Origin of the sequence: Stieleria magnilauensis (assembly GCA_007753675.1) — a bacterium.
GTDB classification, from domain to species: domain Bacteria; phylum Planctomycetota; class Planctomycetia; order Pirellulales; family Pirellulaceae; genus Stieleria; species Stieleria magnilauensis.
In genome coordinates, this window is the sequence record CP036432.1 from 4,867,126 (window position 1) to 4,885,701 (window position 18,576).

General features: G+C 59.3%; 13 protein-coding genes. 4 read left to right on the plus strand and 9 right to left on the minus strand.

The window, feature by feature from the left end; translation table 11 throughout:
- Window positions 1-61 precede the first annotated feature (61 nt).
- The 4 genes from TBK1r_RS17095 to lhgO all read right to left on the minus strand — a co-directional run bounded on the left by TBK1r_RS17095 (window position 62) and on the right by lhgO (window position 4,939).
- Window positions 62-1,234: an oxidoreductase gene (locus TBK1r_RS17095; protein WP_419581442.1), complete on the minus strand. Its 1,173-nt coding sequence runs from the start codon at window positions 1,232-1,234 to the stop codon at window positions 62-64.
- An 883-nt stretch (window positions 1,235-2,117) separates the two neighbouring features.
- Window positions 2,118-2,924, minus strand: coding sequence for an ABC transporter permease (locus tag TBK1r_RS17100; RefSeq protein ID WP_145213043.1), 807 nt, complete (start codon window positions 2,922-2,924; stop codon window positions 2,118-2,120).
- A complete protein-coding gene (locus tag TBK1r_RS17105) occupies window positions 2,921-3,721 on the minus strand; it encodes an ABC transporter ATP-binding protein (RefSeq protein ID WP_419581443.1) in 801 nt (266 codons plus the stop codon). The genes TBK1r_RS17100 and TBK1r_RS17105 overlap by 4 nt, the downstream gene beginning before the upstream one ends.
- 12 nt (window positions 3,722-3,733) lie before the next feature.
- Window positions 3,734-4,939 (minus strand): L-2-hydroxyglutarate oxidase, encoded by a 1,206-nt coding sequence (lhgO, locus tag TBK1r_RS17110; RefSeq protein ID WP_145213049.1) that lies wholly within the window; start codon window positions 4,937-4,939, stop codon window positions 3,734-3,736.
- Between the two features lie 90 nt (window positions 4,940-5,029).
- On the opposite strand from lhgO, the gene TBK1r_RS17115 reads away from it, so the two are divergent.
- Window positions 5,030-6,361, plus strand: coding sequence for a DUF58 domain-containing protein (locus TBK1r_RS17115; protein ID WP_145213052.1), 1,332 nt, complete (start codon window positions 5,030-5,032; stop codon window positions 6,359-6,361).
- Complete coding sequence (locus TBK1r_RS17120) at window positions 6,348-8,906, plus strand: transglutaminase TgpA family protein (RefSeq protein ID WP_145213055.1); 2,559 nt, start codon at window positions 6,348-6,350, stop codon at window positions 8,904-8,906. The genes TBK1r_RS17115 and TBK1r_RS17120 overlap by 14 nt, the downstream gene beginning before the upstream one ends.
- Window positions 8,907-8,911: 5 nt before the next feature.
- Here the strand turns inward: TBK1r_RS17120 and TBK1r_RS17125 are convergent, their stop codons facing one another.
- Window positions 8,912-10,150 (minus strand): response regulator, encoded by a 1,239-nt coding sequence (locus tag TBK1r_RS17125; protein WP_145213058.1) that lies wholly within the window; start codon window positions 10,148-10,150, stop codon window positions 8,912-8,914.
- A gap of 384 nt (window positions 10,151-10,534) precedes the next feature.
- Between TBK1r_RS17125 and TBK1r_RS17130 the strand changes: the two genes are divergently transcribed.
- Window positions 10,535-10,999: a hypothetical protein gene (locus TBK1r_RS17130; RefSeq protein ID WP_145213061.1), complete on the plus strand. Its 465-nt coding sequence runs from the start codon at window positions 10,535-10,537 to the stop codon at window positions 10,997-10,999.
- Between the two features lie 126 nt (window positions 11,000-11,125).
- On the opposite strand, the gene TBK1r_RS17135 is transcribed toward TBK1r_RS17130, so the two are convergent.
- The 3 genes from TBK1r_RS17135 to TBK1r_RS17145 form a co-directional block, all read right to left on the minus strand.
- A complete protein-coding gene (locus TBK1r_RS17135) occupies window positions 11,126-12,169 on the minus strand; it encodes a type II secretion system F family protein (protein ID WP_145213064.1) in 1,044 nt (347 codons plus the stop codon).
- A gap of 248 nt (window positions 12,170-12,417) precedes the next feature.
- Complete coding sequence (locus tag TBK1r_RS17140; RefSeq protein WP_145207138.1) at window positions 12,418-13,812, minus strand: IS4 family transposase; 1,395 nt, start codon at window positions 13,810-13,812, stop codon at window positions 12,418-12,420.
- A 209-nt stretch (window positions 13,813-14,021) separates the two neighbouring features.
- Complete coding sequence (locus TBK1r_RS17145) at window positions 14,022-14,297, minus strand: hypothetical protein (RefSeq protein WP_145213067.1); 276 nt, start codon at window positions 14,295-14,297, stop codon at window positions 14,022-14,024.
- 161 nt (window positions 14,298-14,458) lie between these two features.
- Between TBK1r_RS17145 and TBK1r_RS17150 the strand changes: the two genes are divergently transcribed.
- On the plus strand, window positions 14,459-15,292 hold the full coding sequence (locus TBK1r_RS17150) for a sensor histidine kinase (protein ID WP_145213070.1): 834 nt from the start codon (window positions 14,459-14,461) through the stop codon (window positions 15,290-15,292).
- A gap of 30 nt (window positions 15,293-15,322) precedes the next feature.
- Here TBK1r_RS17150 and TBK1r_RS17155 read toward each other — a convergent pair whose 3' ends face one another.
- Entirely contained in the window at window positions 15,323-18,571 is a 3,249-nt protein-coding gene (locus tag TBK1r_RS17155) for a protein kinase domain-containing protein (protein WP_145213073.1), read from the minus strand.
- Between the last annotated feature and the right edge of the window lie 5 nt (window positions 18,572-18,576).

Sequence of the window (18,576 nt, forward strand, 5' to 3'; positions counted from 1 at the left end):
TGTCATTTGCTCTCATGCGAAGAAAAATGGGAGATCCACAAACTGCTGCTTATTTGACGAGTTAGCCAGGCACGCCATGTACGAGTTTCCGAGCGAACCACGCGTCGGTGTTTTGGATCGATGCACTTGGCGAAATCATCTCATTCTCGAATGCGACGACCCGTTCACCATTGGCAATCCTTCGAGGCCAATCTGGCGTCGCCAGTGCGGCGCGTCCGAGCGCAATCAAGTCAGCATGTTCGTCGAGGATCACGTCATCAGCGAGATCCGGATCATACAGCCCACCGTTGGCGATCACTGGCAATCCGGTAATCCCGCGAGCCACAGTAGAAAGCGGCTCTCGCTTGTCTGAACTCGACTCGCGGAAACCGCGGCCTTCGCCGGCCACATGGATGTAGCTCGCTCCGGCCTCAGCGAGTGCTACGAAAATCGTCTCGGCTTCGGACTTTCCACCCCAGCGGTAGTTAAAGTCGTTGACTTTAGCCTCCGAAACGCGGACTCCAACCACAAAGTCATCGGGGGATGTATCGCGCACCGCGGCAACGATCTCTGCCGGATACCGAATTCGCGCCGACACCGACCCGCCGTACTCGTCATCCCGGCGATTCGTGTATTCGGTAATGAACTGATCAAGCAGATAACCGTTCGCAGCGTGGATTTCGACGCCGTGGAATCCGGCGTCTCGTGCGCGTCTTGCCGCTGTGACAAACCCCTTGCGAACCTGAGCGAGGTCCGTCTTCGTCATGGCCGAAGGCAAGCGATAGGGACCGCTGCCTCCGTATGCTGGCATCATTTCGCCGAGCGGCGGAACAGCGGACGGTGCGATGATGCGAGCTGCTTCTTGCCTTTGCGACAATGCGCCAGCGTGCATCAGTTGCATGATGGCCAAGCTCCCGTGATCGGAGATCGCGGTGGCGATCGGCGCCCAGGAGTTGGCTTGCCGCCGATTCGCAATACCAGGCTGACGGTCGTAGCCCTGGCTGGCATCCTCGTCCGTGTAGACCCCCTCCGTGATGACGATCGCAAAACCACCGCGAGCATACTCGCGGTAGTAATCTTTCATGCGATCCGTCGCGAACCCATCGCCGCTGGCACTTACGCGTGTCATCGGAGCGACTGCCAACCGGTTGCGTATCCTGTGCCCGAACATTTCGACAGGGGAAAGAACTGGCCTTGATAGACTCAACATGTTGCCCGTTGCTTGTTTGAGATCGATGGTTGGGATTCTGGACATCGTTCAACTCGACTTCTGAAAGTGGTTCGGTTGGTCAGCGACGTTCGCCGATCGTTGACATTCCAAAAGGCACGTTCAATGCCAATTGAGGCAGTCTTTCTTAAGGGACTTGTGCAAAAGGAGTTACGGCCATTTCCACGGTCGCGGCCGACGGCACGATATTTCGGAAATCACGAAAATCCGTTGCGCAAGAAACGAAATGTCGTCATTCTTGCCACGCGCCCGATCAGTAAATCCCGCTCACCTCTGTTGGTTTACGGAGGCCAGGTGCTTGGCGTGTTGGGCACCGGTGAAAGCGGCACTGAAAGGGAACTTCTGGCGCGAGGGATCCATTTTCAGTCGTTCGTTTCGCCGCGGCGGTGAATCTGACCGCCGCGCTGAGGGCTGATTTGTAGGGCGCAGCGGTCGATGCAACCTCTACGCCGGCGTGCTGATTCTGAATTCGGGCATCGATTTGTCCGATGGAGTGAAAATCGAGAACGAGCAGGGGGCAAAACGATGCGGGGCAAGACGATTACTATCTGGAATTGTTTTGCCACTCATCCCGAATCGGCCGCTGGAAAAAGGCAAGAAGATTTCGGAGGTAAGAAAATGAATTACGGCTGCAATCCATGGTTGTCGACAATTTCCTTACCTCCAAAATTTTCCTACCCCCGCTTGTTCGTCGTCCGAAGCAACGAAACAACTATCTCAAACTCGCAGAGGTTGGACCAACCGCCTGCGCGAAGCGATTGTCTTTCGTGCGGGCGGTGGCGGACACCGACGGATGTTTTGGAGGTGGTGTCTCTACTGCCTCAGTGGCCGACGCCGGGGCGTGTGTTACACACGGACGTTAGGGCCGATCGGCGGGAAGGGTGACCGCTTGCGACTTTCGCCGAACGCCTTAAGTCGCGTCCATCCAGCGTCGCAGCAGGGTACGCGAGGTCCCGTGGACCAGTCCGAAGAGAAACAGTCCCAACAGCGTCGAGGTGAACACGGCGGCGATCAGGGCGTCGGTTTTGACGAAGCCTTGCCAGTGCGTCATCAGCGTCCCCAAGCCGTCGTAATCGGTGCCATTGCCGACAAAAAACTCCGCCACGATCGCGCCGATCACCGCCAACCCGCTGCTCGTCTTCGCCCCCAACACCAGGTAGGGCACGGCGGCGGGGATCTGTAATCGCGCCAACTTTTTTGCCCGCCCAGCCCCGTACAGCGAAAACAGATCCGACCATTGACGATCGATCGCCATCAGTCCTGCCGTCACGCTATTGACGATCGGGAACAGACACACGATGACCGTCACAATGACCACGGTGCGAAACTGGTATCCGCTCCAGATGATCAACAGCGGGGCGATCGCGACAATCGGCACGGTTTGCAGGAAGATCACGTAGGGAAAGAACGCCAGTCGGACACGCCGCGACTGCGAAAACGCAACGCTGATCAGCGATCCCAGCCCGATGGCCGCCAACAAGCCGGCTGCCGCCGCCAATCCGGTCGCATACAAGGCCTTCAACAATTCCATTCGGTTCTCCGCCGCCGCCCTCCAAACCTCCGCCGGCTTGGGCAACAGCGCCGACGGCATGTCGAATCCCCAAGCGACCAGCTGCCAAATCGCGACGGCGATCACGGCGACCCATAGCGCGGGTCCCCAATGGCGTGCCGCATCGGAGACTTGGGTTGTCAGAGAACGTTTTGCGGCACCGCTCATGACGTGTCCTCCTGCGCTCCAACGGTCGCGGACGAGGGGCCGCGTAGCAAATCGCTGACGACGCCGAAGAACTGAGCGAACTCGGGCGTTCGCATCTGTGACGGGCTGCGCGGCCAGGCGATCGGATTGTCGATCACCGATTCCAAGACGCCGTCGCGCATGATGGCGATTCGATGCGAAAGCAAAATCGACTCGCTGATGTTGTGGGTGACCATCACGGCGGTGAATTGTTGCTGCTGCCAAAGCGACAGCAGCAACCGGCCCAGCTCGTTACGGAGCATGTCGTCCAGGGCGGCAAAGGGTTCGTCCAACAGCAAGATGCTGGGGCCGGTCACCAGGGCGCGCGCGATCGACGCCCGCATCTGCATGCCGCCGGAAAGTTCGTGCGGTCGCTTGTCCCGGGCGTCGGCCAGTTTCACCGACTCCAGCGCATGTTCGGCGGCCTCACGTCGCAGTCGGCTGGTGCCCCGGCCGATCAGTTCCAGCGGCAACAGGACGTTTTGCAGCGTGCTCGCCCACGGCAGCAGTGCGGGTTGTTGAAAGACGAAGCCGATCTGTCCTTCGCTGGCGATGGCGACCGGATCGAGTTCGACTCGGCCTTGGTTCATCGGTTGCAGTCCTGCGATCGCGCGAAGCAGCGTCGTCTTGCCGCAACCGCTGGGGCCGATCAGTGAAACAATTTCCCCGCTCTGGACCGTCAACTCCACACGATCGACCGCGACCGAGGACGGAGCGAATTGGACCGTGACGTCACGGCAATGGATCGATGAGGCGGCCGGCCGATCGTTGGGCATCATTGCGTTCACGCTTCAGCGCTCGACCTGGTCAACGATGGTTTGGGCGATCGCCAACGATGCCGTCGCCGCGGGCGACGGTGCGTTCAAGACATGCACGGCCGCGTCACTTCGCTGAAACAGAAAATCGTCCACCAATTCCCCGTCACGCGAGACCGCCTGGGCACGCACACCGGCGCGGCCCCGGACTAGATCGGACGCGGTCAAACAGGGCATCAACTTTTGCAGCGCGGTGACAAAGGCCGCTTTGCTGAGCGAACGGTGCATTTCTCCCAGCCCGGTTTTCCAATGTCGCAGCGCCAGTTTTCGAAACCCGCCGAATCGAAGGGTTTGCGCCAGGTCCGTCAGCCGAATGGTTTTCCAATCATAACCCGCGCGCGAGAACGCCAGCACGGCATTGGGGCCACACTCCACACCCCCGTCGATCATCCGCGTGAAGTGCACGCCCAAGAAAGGGAACGATGGATCGGGGACGGGATAGATCAGGTTTCGAACCAGTGTTTCGCGGCCAGGCGCCAATTCATAGTATTCGCCGCGGAACGGGACGATTCGAATTTCCGGCGAAACGCCGGACAAGGTTGCAATTCGATCACACTGCAATCCGCCGCAGTTGATCATCATCGCGGCGTGGAAGACCTGGCCGCACGCGGCGGTCAGACGAATCGATTGGGCCCGGGCATCGACCGCCACGATTTCGGATCCGAACACGATCCGCCCGCCGGCGTCTTGGATACAGCGGGCCAGTCTCTTGCACACCGTCGCGTAGTTCACGATCCCGGTTTCGGGCACGTGCAGGGCCGCGATACCGGCCGCATTGGGTTCCAGCTCGCGCAATTGATCGCTATCAAGACGTTCGTAAACGATGCCATTCTCGGTACCGCGGGCGGCGATTTTTTCCATCGACTCCAATTCGTCGGAATCGGTGGCCACGATGACTTTGCCACAGCGATCCCAAGGAATCTGGTGTTCCTCGCAAAATGCTTCCATCGCCGCTTTGCCGGTGCGACAGGTCGTCGCCCGAATGGAACCCGGTTTGTAGTAGATCCCGGAATGCAAGACACCCGAATTGTGGCCGCTTTGGTGAGCGGCGACGTCGGATTCCGATTCGACGACGACGACCGAACAGTCGGGGAAACGCTGCACCAGACGCCAGGCGGTCGCAAGCCCCACAATGCCGGCGCCGATCACAATGAAGTCGTTTTGATCGGCGCTAGAGGGCATCAGGACGAGCGGTACAATGGAAGGGAGCGAACGCAAATCGGCCGGTCGTGATACTATAGCCTTAGAAAAACCTCTCCTCCAACGGTACTGATGGCGTCAAGTCGATCCAAACCGCTGTTCCGCTACCGCATCACGCGTCTGGGATTCCATTTTTTGTTCGTCGCCTTGTTCGCGATGATCGGCGGGTCGCTGCGCGGATTCAATTTGTTGCTGGTGCTGGCGGGATTGCTGATCAGCATCGTTCTGTTGCAATGGCGGCAGGGACGCCATGCGATTCGGCAGGTGCGTTTTCATCGGCATGAGGTGAGCGGCGTGTTTGCCGAGACACCGATGGCGGTCCGCTATGAGATCCACAATGCGGGACGGTTGCTGCCGCTTTGGTGTTTGCGCATCGAAGACCGTGTGACCGCACAGCCAGACGTCGATGCCGACCGTTCCGGCGAATCCAGTGACGATCCATTGCCAAGACCACAGGAATCAGAACTCCGGCAACCGGTCCCCTTGATCGGCAGTGTGGGCCATGTCCCGGCCGGTCAGACGCGTGGCATGTCGGTGATGTGTCGCTTCCATCGTCGCGGCCGATACCAGTTGGGGCCGGTTGTCGTCTCCACGACGTTTCCGTTCTGTCTGATGAGTTGCGAACGGCTTTCTCGTGAGACGGTCGAACCGCTCTACGTCTACCCGCGGCTGATCACGTTGCGTCGCGGGTGGAAGTCGCTGTTGCCGCCACGGCGGGGCGGGGACGGTCATCGGTCGACCGGTGGAAGCAATGAAGACGGTGAGTTCTTCGGGTTGCGTCCCTGGCAATCGGGCGATCACATCAAACACATCCACTGGCGGACGACGGCGCGGATCGGCGAACCGGCCGTGCGACAATTCGAACAGCGGAACCGACATCAAATCTGTCTCGTCGTCGATGCGGTCAACCGCCCAGGGGCACCCGGCGTCGTCGAGCAGGTGTTGGAAGTCGCCGCGACACTGATCAATGAACTGGCGTCACCGACCAGTTCGGTGGCGTTGCTGGTCGCTGACGCCTTTGTCGCCGACGCATCGCCGCGTTCGAACGTCCATGCATCGATCGGCGCGGATGCCACGGCGTTGCTGGAGCGTCTGGCCATTGCCAACCCCGTTCATCTTCAGGCGTCGCAAGACGATCCGTTGGTGCGTGCGGTCGTCGATCGATCGTCCCAGCTTCAGGCTTACGATCTGGTGGTGGTCAGCCCACGAGGATTCAAAGACGCGTGTCAATCGTCGGATCAGTCCGGCCAACAGGCGTTGTCGGTGTGGCGGTACTTTGATCAACGGTCACGGCTGGCTTGGATCGACGTCAGCTCGCCGCCGGTGGGACGGCTGTTAGCCATCGACGCGGACCGTATGGTAAGCGCTGGCAAGACGGAGGAGGCCGGGTATGTCCATGACTGAGCGGGACACCGCGGATCTTCCCGATTCGTTGCGTGGCGAGTTGCTGGCCGTGCCGTCGGTACGGACGCGATTGGAATTTCAGTTTGCGTTGTTATCCGCGGCCGGCGGGTTGGTGTTGGCGGGCGGTCAAGGCACCGAGAGCATCGCCCTGTTGGCTGTTTTTTCTGCGGTCGTCGGATTCGTGTTCGTCGATTGGTTGCGTTTGATCGAATTGCCGCCGATCGGGGCGTACTTGGCGATGGCCGGCGCCGCGGTGTACTGCGTGCAAGATTTCTGGGGGCTGCAACAGCGGGGCGAACCGCAAATGGTCTCCGTGGCGTTGTTGTTGGTCTTGGTCCAAGGCGTGTTGATGCTGCAGCGCAAATCGCGGCGCATTTTGGAACAGTTGGCGGTGTTCTGTTTGCTGGAGTGGGTTGTCGCGGCGATCTTCAGTGATGCAATCGGCTTCGGCGTGTGGATGATTCCGATCGCGATTGTCGGCGCCAGTGCGCTCAGCCTATTGGGGCTGGTCACGATGATGGAGAGCATCGATGTGACCTTGGACCGACCGGTCCCCGAGCCTCCCAAAACCAGACTCGGACGTTTCGTGCGGTTCATCATTGGAGGCCGTGACGACGTGCCGCCGCGCAACGCGATTGTGGCCACATCATCGCCGGAATCGGTGATTTCGATTTATTGGGCGGCCGGGCCTTGGTCACGCTACGCCCTGCTGGTGCTTTCGCCGGCGGTGATCGTGATCGCGGCGGCATTTTTCTACGTCTTGCCGCGTCGTGTCCAGCCATCACGATCGACCGCGCGTGGTCCCGCCATGGTCGGATTTGATGATGAAGTGCGAATGGAACAATTGGGCCCGGTGATGCAAAACGCTGACCCGGCGTTGCGGGTCAAGTTGACCGACAAGGACAGCGGTGAACCTTACATGATCAACGACAGTTTGTATTTGCGGGGGAAAGTGCTGGAGTCCTACGAAGTCGACTACTCCAGGGACCGGCCGATCGCCAAGTGGGTCTCAACCGACCAGAATTCGATCAGTCGCCGCGGCCGCATTCCCAGCGCCGATCGCCCCCGCGGAAGATCCGACCGCACGCCGTATGACCGTGTGCATGTCAAGATCACGTGTGAAGCGATGAGCCGGCCGGCGCTGTTTGCGATCGCTCCCTACCATCAAGACGGCGACGCAATCGACGTGGTTCACGCGATCGATCGCTGGACACTGGCCCGCGAATCTTCCGCGCCGCCGTATCCACGTATCAGTTACGAATTCGGCACGCACGCGTTTTCCGATGGCATTCAGACACGCTGGATCGCTCAAGCGTCGGAGTCGGAGCGAGTGATTTTGCCCTACGAACTGACTCGGCAACAGAGGTTGAACAGCCGCGCGCCGCGGCCGAAACGGGACTACGAAACCGACTTGCTTCGAATCGATCGCGCCAGCGTGCCGACCGCGGTCCGGTTGGCGAGCGAGGTCTTGGACGGCATCAGTGACGACATCACTAGCGACACCCCCAGCCTGGCGCGTGCAGCGGTGGCGATGGAGCAATATTTAAAGACCGATCCTGCGTTTTCCTACACGTTGAACTTGGACGCGACACCGATCCCCGGTGTTGATCCGGTCGAGCAGTTTCTGTCGGTCGATCGACGGGGTCACTGCCAGTACTTCGCTTCGGCACTGGCATTGATGCTCCGCAGCGCCGGGATTCCCTGTCGCGTCATCGTGGGGTACCGGACGGAGGAATACAACAACATCGGCAAGTACTACATCGCCAGGCAGTTGCACGCCCATGCCTGGGTCGAAGCGTTGATCGAACGAGATCAGATCACGGCGGACGGTCGCCTGACCGATCTCGCGGCCCGACGTCTAGGCGGTCAGCGACGATCACCCCGGTATTGGATGCGACTCGACCCGACACCTGCCGAAAGTGCGCTCGACGACGGAAATCCGGAGGGCGTGGATGGACTGTTGAACTTGGCGAACAATGTTTGGGAAGATTACGTCGTCGAGATGGATGCGCAACGCCAACGCGATGATCTGGTGCAAGCGACCGGACTGAACGACGTTCGAAGTTCGTATCAACGTCTGTGGAGCGATCTAAAAAACAAATTGGCTGCGATCCGCGCCGGGCGACTGGAGGGCGGGGAGATCGATTTGCCGCTGCAGTCCTTGGCGATTTCCGTCATCATCGTCGTCGCCGTGATCGCGATGCTCGCCATGTTGCTGCGGTTGCGATGGCCGCAGTTTCGACGGCGCGGCAAGGCACGCGGAGCGGCACACGCCCTGCAGCCCCGGTTGCCTTTTTACGCCGAAACACTGAAACAACTTGGACGCGCCGGGGTCACACGACGTGCAGACGAAACCCCGAGTGAATTGTTGCAACGCGTGGGACAGCGTTATCCCGATTTGCAGTTCTTGACCGACGCCTTTGAACGCTGCCGATATGGACAAACCGAACTCGGCAATCGGGAATCGATCGAACACGCGCTCTCGGCATTAACGGCCGACGTCGAGGGACAACTTCTGGCGGAGCAATCGGCGACGCGTCCGTGAGCCGTTTAGAGACTGATGTCTTGCGGGAGCGGTGCTTTGCGCGACTCGTCGTTTCGCTTGCCCACGTCGGAGCACAGGTTGTGCCACGATTCGAGTTTTTCGCCACACACGACCATCTCGAAGTAGCGGACCAGCTCGTCATCTGGCGTGGGCAGCGGCAACTGGCTGCCGGCCCGGCTGAGATAGTTTGACGCGACGACGGCGGTCAGCGGCGAGAACGACATCTCGTATGCTTTGGTCGGCGTGTGATGCAAGGCGACGATTTCGATAATCGTTTGCGGCAGCCCCCAGACGCTGAGCAGGTGGGCACCGATGGCGGCATGATCGGCGCCGAAGATCTGACGTTCGGCCCGCCACAACGGGATGTCATCGATCTCCGCTTTCAATGCCGCTTGGGCACACGTTTTGGGGTCGATCGAATGCAGCACGAGCTTGCCGATGTCGTGGAGCGTGGCCGCGGTGATGGCGTCTTCGAGAGCCTGGGAATCGAGTCGTTCCCGTCGGCCGATCAGCTTGGTCATCCGGGAGACTCGCAAGCAATGTTGCATCAACACTTCGGCGGAAAACCCGTTCACACCGAGTGCTTCGAATTCCTGGAAAATGCCGATCGCGAGAACGAGTGACTTCAGTGTCGATGCACCCAGCAACGAAACCGCTTTGATCGGGTCGGAAATATGATGGCTTAAACAGAAGATCGCCGAGTTGACCAGCTGCAGCACCTTTGCCGTCATCACGGCGTCCTTGGCGACGATCTTGCCGATGGACGAAATCGAGGCGTCTTCGTTACGCAGTGCGTTGGTCAGTTCTCGATAGACCGCCGGGACACTGGGCAATCGAGAAAGCCCACCGACCAAACGTTGCAAGGAATCGGAAACCAAGACGTCACGCAGCGCGCAGGCGCGGTCAATCGTCGTGCGAAGTTCTGATGCGTCGCACGGTTTTGGCAAAAACTGGTGCATCGCCATGATCGACCGAAGCACGGCATCGCGATCCGATGGCTTGGACAGCACGATCCGCACCGTGTTGGGATGGTGCTTGCTGACATAATTCAACAGCGCCGCGCCATCCATCCCCGGCATTCGCATGTCGGTGACCACGGCGTCATATTTGGCGGTCGCCAACATCTCAATCGCCTGTTCGCCGCTGGTCGCGAAATCGCAATCCCAATCGACATCCTCCGCAATCAGCTGCCGTTCCAGCTGGCGCAGCGCTTGCGGCTCATCATCGACGAATAAGACGGTCACCCTAGCCGACTCCCGGTAACGCAAATCAACGTGATTTGCAATGAAACGTTATTCAAAAAAGCCGTCGACCGCTGTCGGCTGACCTTTTCCTCATGGGAACGCTAACACGCGGTTCACCATGAACCGGGGAAAGCCACCACGTTGAGGGATTTCCTTCGCCGTGTGTCCGTCACGCGGTCTGAACACATCGCTCTTCCCGTGTGCGTCGCTGCACACCCTGATGGGAATTTGTGTGAAATCGGTTCTCGACGGCGTGTTGCCGTTTTCGGTGCCCGACGATTTTGCTACTGAAGAATGATGGATGTCGCTTGTCCATGAGACTTCGATCCGTGGTGTCGCCGCCGGGAAGCTTGGCTGCGATGCGCTTCAGCACCAGGCTTTGAAATGAGATTCAAATTCGTCCTGTTGGCGATTCTTGCCAGCATACCGCTCGCCATGCTCACCTGGGCCGATCCGGTGGTTCAGCCGATCGAACGATCCGAAGGCGTGCTGATGCGTTCCAAGTTGAAACGATCGCAGCACGTTTTGGAGGGTTTGCTTCGCAAAGATTTCCCGGCGATCGCCCGGGGTGCGAAGGAGATGAAGTTGATCAGCGAAGCGGCCGAATGGCCGAGGGCTCGGGACACGGTGTACGAGCATTTCAGTGCCGAGTTTCGTCGTCAATGCACTCAACTCGAAGAGCTGGCCGAGCAAGAGAATCATCAGGGTGTGACGTTCACCTACTTGCAAATGACGAACCTGTGCATTCAGTGTCACGATTATGTTCGCGATTCATTGCGGGTCGCCGAACCGAGGGGACGTCACGGCGTGCAGTTGATCCCCGCCGAATGGCCCGAAGGCAGTCAGTGACACCTGCCGGCGTCGGACGGGACGTTGAAGGCGGTCAGCCGTTTGCCGCGAGCCCACGGGCCCCAACAGGCGAAAGCCACGCGTTACGTCGCGGCATCGCCCACTAGCAACCCTTCGTTTGGTGTTTTAGTTCAGTCCCGCTGCTTCGTTGATCGCGCCCAGGTACATCGACGCAAAGCGGAAGATAAAAAAGATCAAAATGCCGGCGACGGTGAGCCAAATGACGCCGGTGGCGATGCCCGAAAGCGTTCGCATCGCCATTCTGGCTCGCTCTTCGTACTCGACCGCCAAGTGGTCGATGGATTCGCTTTCGGTGCCCGACATCTCGGCGACTTCGACCAGGTGCAAAAACGGATCGGGAAACAAGTCGGTCGCTCGCAATCCGCCGGCGAGCGTGTCACCCCGATCGCGGATCGCCGCCTCAAACATTTCGCCGCCGCTACGGTAATAGTCGCTGTCGGTACTGTCCAAGCTCAGTTTGACGCTGCGGATCGGATCCAAGCCGGCGCCGAGGGCGAGCGAGAGGGTGCGGGTGAATCGGGACAGGGTGATCGTTTGAAGCGAAGGGCCAAATTTGGGAACCATGTACAACAGCGGAACCAGGTTCTGGACGCCGGCGAAGTTCTGTCGATAGGCGTAGTACAGCGACCACAGGATGGCGGCGACACAGGCGATGTAGCCCCAAAAAATCAACACGCCTTTGCCACCGCGAAGCCCGAATCCCAAGATGTCCATCATCTGGCCTCCGGTGGACGGAGTCAGGATTCCCATCAAGTAGATCACAATCGAGATGACGCCCAATCCGAGCACCAGCTGAATCACCGGCCACGCGATCGAGGTCAGAAACAGACGTCGGAGCGTGACCTGTTGCTCGAAGTGCGTCGCCAACGTCAGGAAGGTGCGTTCTAACGTGCCCGTGCTCTCCCCGACACGCGTCATGGACACCATCAAGCGAGGAAAAAAACTGCCACGCTGTTTCATCGCGTCACTGATCTGAAAGCCCGCTTTGACACTTTCCAACACATGCGAAATCGCTTCACGCTGTCGTGGCGAACCGTATTTGGTTTCGGCTTGGAGCAGTCGCAGGACATCGGCACCGGCGCGCAATCCGATTCCCATCCGCCGACAAAACCCGCCGGCTGCTGCTATCCCCATTTGCCTAAAGAACATCCGCTACGCCTGAAAGATCGATAAAAAGAGGTGATGCCAGTGCCCAAGCCCCCACATTGTATCGATCAGGCCGCACGCTGCGCGGTGCAAGCGACGTTCCGCCGGGCCCGTCGTTCTCCCCCACACGCTGGCCGCTGTGACTCTGACTCTAAGCCGCGACTGTGGCTCTAGGCCAATACCACTAAATCGACAAGGTTTTGACCAGAGCTGGGCCCGTAGGCTCGCGCCCAATGCCACCTACTTTGTGGTCATTCGGGTGGTATATCATCGGGCTGCTGTTTTTTTCTTCGAAGTGACTTCTGGAATTTCGTTGTCTTTTGGCGCCGCGGGTGGGCTATGCGTGGGTAGCTGCGAGGCAATTTTCGATTGGGAAGTTTGCGGCCCGCTGCGCTCACCAAAGCGCCGTGATAAGCCAGCCTCCATTCCTCCAGGGTCGTAAGCTTTTCACGTAGCAGATGATGCTTGAACGTCGTCCAAACTCCCGTGAAGCTGAGCTCGCGAGGGTCAACTCGAATCAATTTCGCTGCTTGTTTGCGTAGCTGAGCGACAAGATTATAAGCGATGATCGATCCCATTAGCTCCTTCATCACCGTGTCGACACTCTTGGCGCGAATGTTTTCTGTGTCCATCGTCACTTTGACATCGCGGATATCGAACTCCACATCGTAGCGACGAACGTACAGGGCAGCGGCCGAGTGAGCGTCCGTCTCAAGGCTCGTCACGATCTCCAGCGTGTCTCCATTTTCAAGTTCAATTTGGTGGAGAAAGACTTCGATAGACGTGTCTTTACTAAGATCGAGATTGGTTCGGCGGTCCTTCGGTGTCGGCCGCCAAATCAAGTGAAACGTCTTGTACCCGTCCCCTTGGTCGACCAACGTAGCCGACTTGCGGTACGACCTGAATCGCTGTTTGGTCAGCCGCAGCACGAAGTCTTGATGATGTAATTGGCAGTGGTGGGCGACATTAAAAATCCCAAAACCGCTATCAGCCAGAACGATCGAGCGTTTCGGGAGTCGTTCAATAATCGGCTTGGCTTGCTCAAGTTCACTTTTGTTGTCCGCTCCGTACATCGGATCGACTTGCGGCAACAACGCGCACCCGGTCTGCATTTCATTTGCGACCAGCAATCTCGCAATAGGCCAAACCGTCTCTCCGTGTTGGTTGGACGCCGGCGGGAACGCTTTCTGAAGTGCTTCGGTCGGAGGAAGCGTGATCGTCGTCCCATCGATAATGAATACACGTCGATCGAGAAAGGCTTTGGGAGCGCGGGAAGCAAGGTGATCGCAGATTCGATGGGAAAACTCTTCCACGACAGCGAGCGGAATCCTTTTTCTGGCGGCGTTGTAGGCCGAATTGTTTTCGGAAAGGCGATTCTCTTGAACCCTTCGATTGTCAGGCAAAATATCCGTATGATTTTTGAGCAAATCTGCGACGGCATCGGTTAGTGAGATGCCTCCTTCGAGCCGTTGTAAAACGAGTAGCCAGAGGGTCGGGGCCTGCGTATAGACCATCCGCGCGTTGGCACAATCGTGATCTTCAAAGACCCGTTGTAGTTTGGGTAATTCAAGAAGCTCAGCCAGCAACGCTTTGGCTTTGCCAAAGCGAGACTCTTCATCGGCACCGAGTGTCGTCGGGTCGACCATGGCGATTCCCAGTCAGAAAGGCAGTAAGTGTAAACTTACCTGCCAGGCGCAAAAATCGTGCCAAAACCGGGTTTTTGGGACCGCGCCACCCGATAGGGTCCAGAATAGGTGGCATTGGGCTCGCGCCAAACGTCTGATCATCAATCGACATCGGCCGGTTCGCGTCAGCGACCGGGCGCCCGTAAATCTCGATTTAGCGATATCGGGATCTACGCGGCGAGTCGGCCTTCGCGGCGGGCTTCGCGTTGGTTGCAATACGACGCGATGATCTCGTCGATCTGCTCCAGTTGTTCGCCGGTGGATGCGGTCAGGTCGAGAAACAGGATCTTTTTCGGGCCGATTTGACACCAGCCGGGCATTTGGTCGTCCAACACGATCTTGCGGACTTCAAAGCCCATTTCTTTGGCGGTGCCAATCGCTTGGGCCAATCGCTGGACGATATTAGGAGATTCGGTCACAGAACGTGGGTGGGACTGTTGGGGCACGGTTGGCATCTCTTTCTCCGGAAACTTTTCCGATTGTGCGGGCCGTCACCAGCACTGGCAAGCTTTGCCTGCGGCCCAGGACGGGGTGTAGCAAATCATCCGCGGCAGACGATAGGTCAAAGGAGTCACGATGCAATCGCCAGCCAACCCACCCGGGGATCATGAACGCACCCAACGCCATCCCAACGCCGCCTGCGACGTCAAACCCCTCGTCAAGCGGCAAACCGGTCTCCACCGGTGCGCTGGCCGGTGGTTCCCCGTTGAGTGACGAGCAGCAGTACATCCAACACCTCAAAGCCCAGCTCCGGCAGTCACAGTCGATGGCCACCCTGGGTGAATTGACGAGCACCGCGACGCACGAATTCAACAACGTGTTGATGACGATCATCAACTATGCCCGGCTCGGGATCCGCAATCGCGACGACGCTTCACGCGACAAGGCGCTCGGAAAAATCCTGGAAGCGTCCGAACGTGCCTCAAAAATCACCGGCACGATCTTGGCCCAGGCACGCAATCGCAGCGAATCGTTCGAACCGACCGACCTGGGCGGCCTGATCCTGGACACCCTGGTCCTGCTCGAACGCGAGATGAACAAGTACCGGGTGTCGGTGACGACCGAAATTGAGCCGGGAGTGGCCAAGGCGATCGTCAGTGGCAATCAGATCCAACGCGTGTTGCTGAATCTCTTGATCAACGCCCGCCAGGCGATCGGCGAATGTGGCAACCTGTTGATCCGGCTGGCCAACAGTGAGGACCCCCAGTGGGTCGAATTGGTCGTCCGGGACAGCGGGTCGGGGATCCCTGCGGAGACACTGCCGCAGATTTTTGATCCGTTCTTTTCGACCAAAGTGGGCCCCGACGAATCGGGCAAAGGCGGCACGGGGCTGGGACTGGCTGCGTGTAAAGAGATCATCGACGCGCATCGCGGCAAGATTCGTGTCGAGAGCACGGTGGGCGTCGGGACGGCGTTCACGATTCGTCTGCCGCGGGCGTGAGCTCCCATCCACGAAGCAACGACCGGATCCTCAGCCCCAATCCAGATCGCATCGTGTAGCGAGACGATCGCTGATGCGACCGTCGTCACCGGTCAAGGCGTCCAGCCAAGCGAGCACATTGTCGAGTTTGATGTCCCGCGCTTCATGGATGAGCATGGGCATTGCAGCCCGCGCCTGGAAAGTGGTCAGCGCCACATCGTTCGAGCTGGGGAGCTGCGACTGCAACGTCCGCTGTTCCGATGCATCGCGACTGATCAGGTAGATGCGTTGTTTGCCGCCACATTCCAACAGCGGTGGTCGAACGGCTTCCAACGCGGACTCCGCGGTCAGACTGGGCGGTTTGCTGGGAGACGACCAAGAATGGGTCTGCGTCATCGCGACCGGATCGGATTGCGGATTGAAGCAGGTGGTCTTGCCGAGGATAAGTTCATCGGTCGTTGCGATCGACGACGTTTTGGTGTCCAGGCAGTCCGAACCGCGTGACTCAGACGCCCGGGAGTCGCAGGTCTGCGAATCGCCCAAGGCCGCAATCCCCTCGCGGATCAGACCGGCCGCGATGATCGACATTTCGTTGACCACCGTGTCCGCGGTCACGCTCACCGGGGCTTGGATGATGCGGAACAGTTGACTGACGGCGTTGGCGGTGTGGAGTCGGTCCACGATGCCGGGCAACTGGTCGCGAATCGATGGGGGCAGCATCGACCATTGGTCAACCGCTCGGCTGTCATCGTCGGCCAGATTGGCGATCGCCTGGGCGAGACGGGTCGAGGCGTCGACATAGGTTTCGGTGAGGTCGGCCAGTTTCTCCGCGAGCGTCGTCGCGACCGATGCGGCGGCGCGGCAGGCGATGATTCCGACCAATTGTTCGCCGATGCCACAGGCGCTGCGGAGTGACGCCATCGGCCGTTGCGGTGGCTGGGCACCGACAGTCGTCGGTTGGCCCTCCGACGCTTTGCCCTCGTCGGCGAGTTGGCGAAATCCGTCTTCGGATTTCTGCAGCAGTGTCTGCTGGAGGTCGGTCAGCGCGTGACGGATTTCATTCAGCCCGGTCATCGTCGACGACAGGTTGAGTCTGGTGTCTTGGATTCGAGCGTTGATTTCGCGTTCGATCTGTTCGACGATCTGTCCGGCCAGCACCTCGGTCTGGTCCAGATCGATCACACCTGTCAGCCATTTGACCAGATGCGACCTGACGGCGGCGGGATTCTTGAGCAGCGACGGGTCCAGGCTGCCGAGTCGTTCCATCAGTTTGCCACGACGTTCTTGGCGGTTGTTGCCGAACCATTGTTCGGTTTGACTACGCAGCGCGTCGCCGTCCAATCGGCAGCGTCGCCACACACGTGATGAAAACTCTTTCGCCGCGGGCTTTGCATCGCGCGGGTTGCCCAGCCATCGCAGCAACAGCAATTTAATCGCATGAGGCGCCAGCAGACTCGGTTGTCGTTCCCCGGGGTCACCGATTTGGGCGACGCACATGGTCCGAATGGTCCGCTGCCCCGATGGCGAATCGTCTTCCTCGAGTCGTCCCCTGGCAAACAGCTCGCCACAATCGCTCGCATCGGCCCACAGGTAATCGACGACCGAGTGCAGCGGCGAGGGGGCACCGGGGCGATCGGACTGGGCGATGACATAGGTGTGGTGCAACGGTGTTCGCGCAGCGGGCACACTCGGCCACCCCACGCCGGCGTCTCCGGGATAACTGTTGCCCGGCATCAAGAAGTGCGCCAATTCTCGGATCGCGGATTTGGTCGAGTGCAGGGCGAGCGGTCGCGAGGGATCGCCTTGGAATCGATTGGTCGTCAAAAACGACAAGATCGGCTCGTTTTCCATCGCCGATTCGTCGAGCAAATGACGCAGCAAGTAGACGATGTCGAGATACATTCCGCTGCCGGTCCCACCGGTCAAGGAGCCGACGACATAGATTTTGGGTGGGGCGTTGTCGCCGCTGGCGACGTTCAAGGCTTTGACCGCGTCACGCAACGTCTGCATCACTTGTTCGCCGTGATCGACCAACGCCAGACGCCCCAGTGGCCGCATCCCACCGGTATGGCCGTTTCGTGGAACGTTGTAGATCCAGCGTCGCGAAATGGTCTTTAATCGCTCCGTCCCGCTGTTACGATACTCGTTGGGCGTCCGCAGTCGGGCTTCGACGACGCGGCAGCGCGGGACCACGTCGGTGCCGTCGACCATCAACGCGGTTTGCGTGGTGACGGGGTTGGTATCGATCAGGACGCTGTGCAGGACGACGGGAGATCCGGCGCCGAATTCATAGATCCGCGACCGCAACTCGCTGAGACAATCCGCACCGGTTCCGCCCAAGGCGACCACCAAGGCTTGGCATTGATGCACATCGCTCGCCGAGCCGACGGTGCCGTCGAGTTGCGGCAGATTTTCGACCGCGTGGGCGGCCGGTTCGGTTGCCGCGGCTTCGACGGTGTGGTCCGCGGCGGCGGTATGTCCGGCGTGGGGACGCAGCAGTTTTTCAACGAATTCGGTGCAGGTGGCGAAACGCCGTTCGGGCGACTTTTCCAGTGCCCGTGCCACGCAGGGGCGATCGCTTGCCGGCAGCGGCTTCAGATTCGGCGCGTTGTGAACATGCTGGGTCGCCAGCTGCGCGATCGTCCGTCCGCTGAACGGCCGCGTGCTCGTCAGCAATTCCTGGTACATCACCGCCAGACTGTATTGGTCACTGTGAAGGCTGGGGCGTCCGTCAAAGACTTCCGGCGGCGCGTAGATCGGTGTCAGCCCGCCGACCATGCTGCATTCGACGTCACCGAGATCTTTCAGCAAACCGAAGTCGGCGACTTTGACCCGTCCGCCAACGATCAGCAGGTTGGCCGGTTTGATATCCAGGTGCTGAAGCTTGTAGAGTTGATGCAGATAATCCAGTGCATCGGCGGCATCTTTCATGTAACCGAGCAACACGTCGCGGGGGATGCCGCAGGAACCGCGGCCCTGGTGTTGCTTGAACACGTCCTCCAAGGATCCGTCGGCCAACTCCGTCACGATGACCAATTGGTTTTCGATCAGTTCGAATCGTTCCAGCGTCAGAATGAACGGGTGCTGCACACTCTTGATCCGTTCGAGCGACTTCAGTTCCTGTTCGGCGCGTCGTTCGTCCTGTTGTCCGAAAACGAACTTGACCGCCTTCTTCAATCCACCGGGAGCGACCGCACGCCAGACTTCGCCGTACCCGCCACGGCCGATCCGTTTTTCCAGCACGTAACCTTCGATCGGCTCGTAACCTGCTTGAATACGTTTCGATTTGACAGTTGTCATCTTCC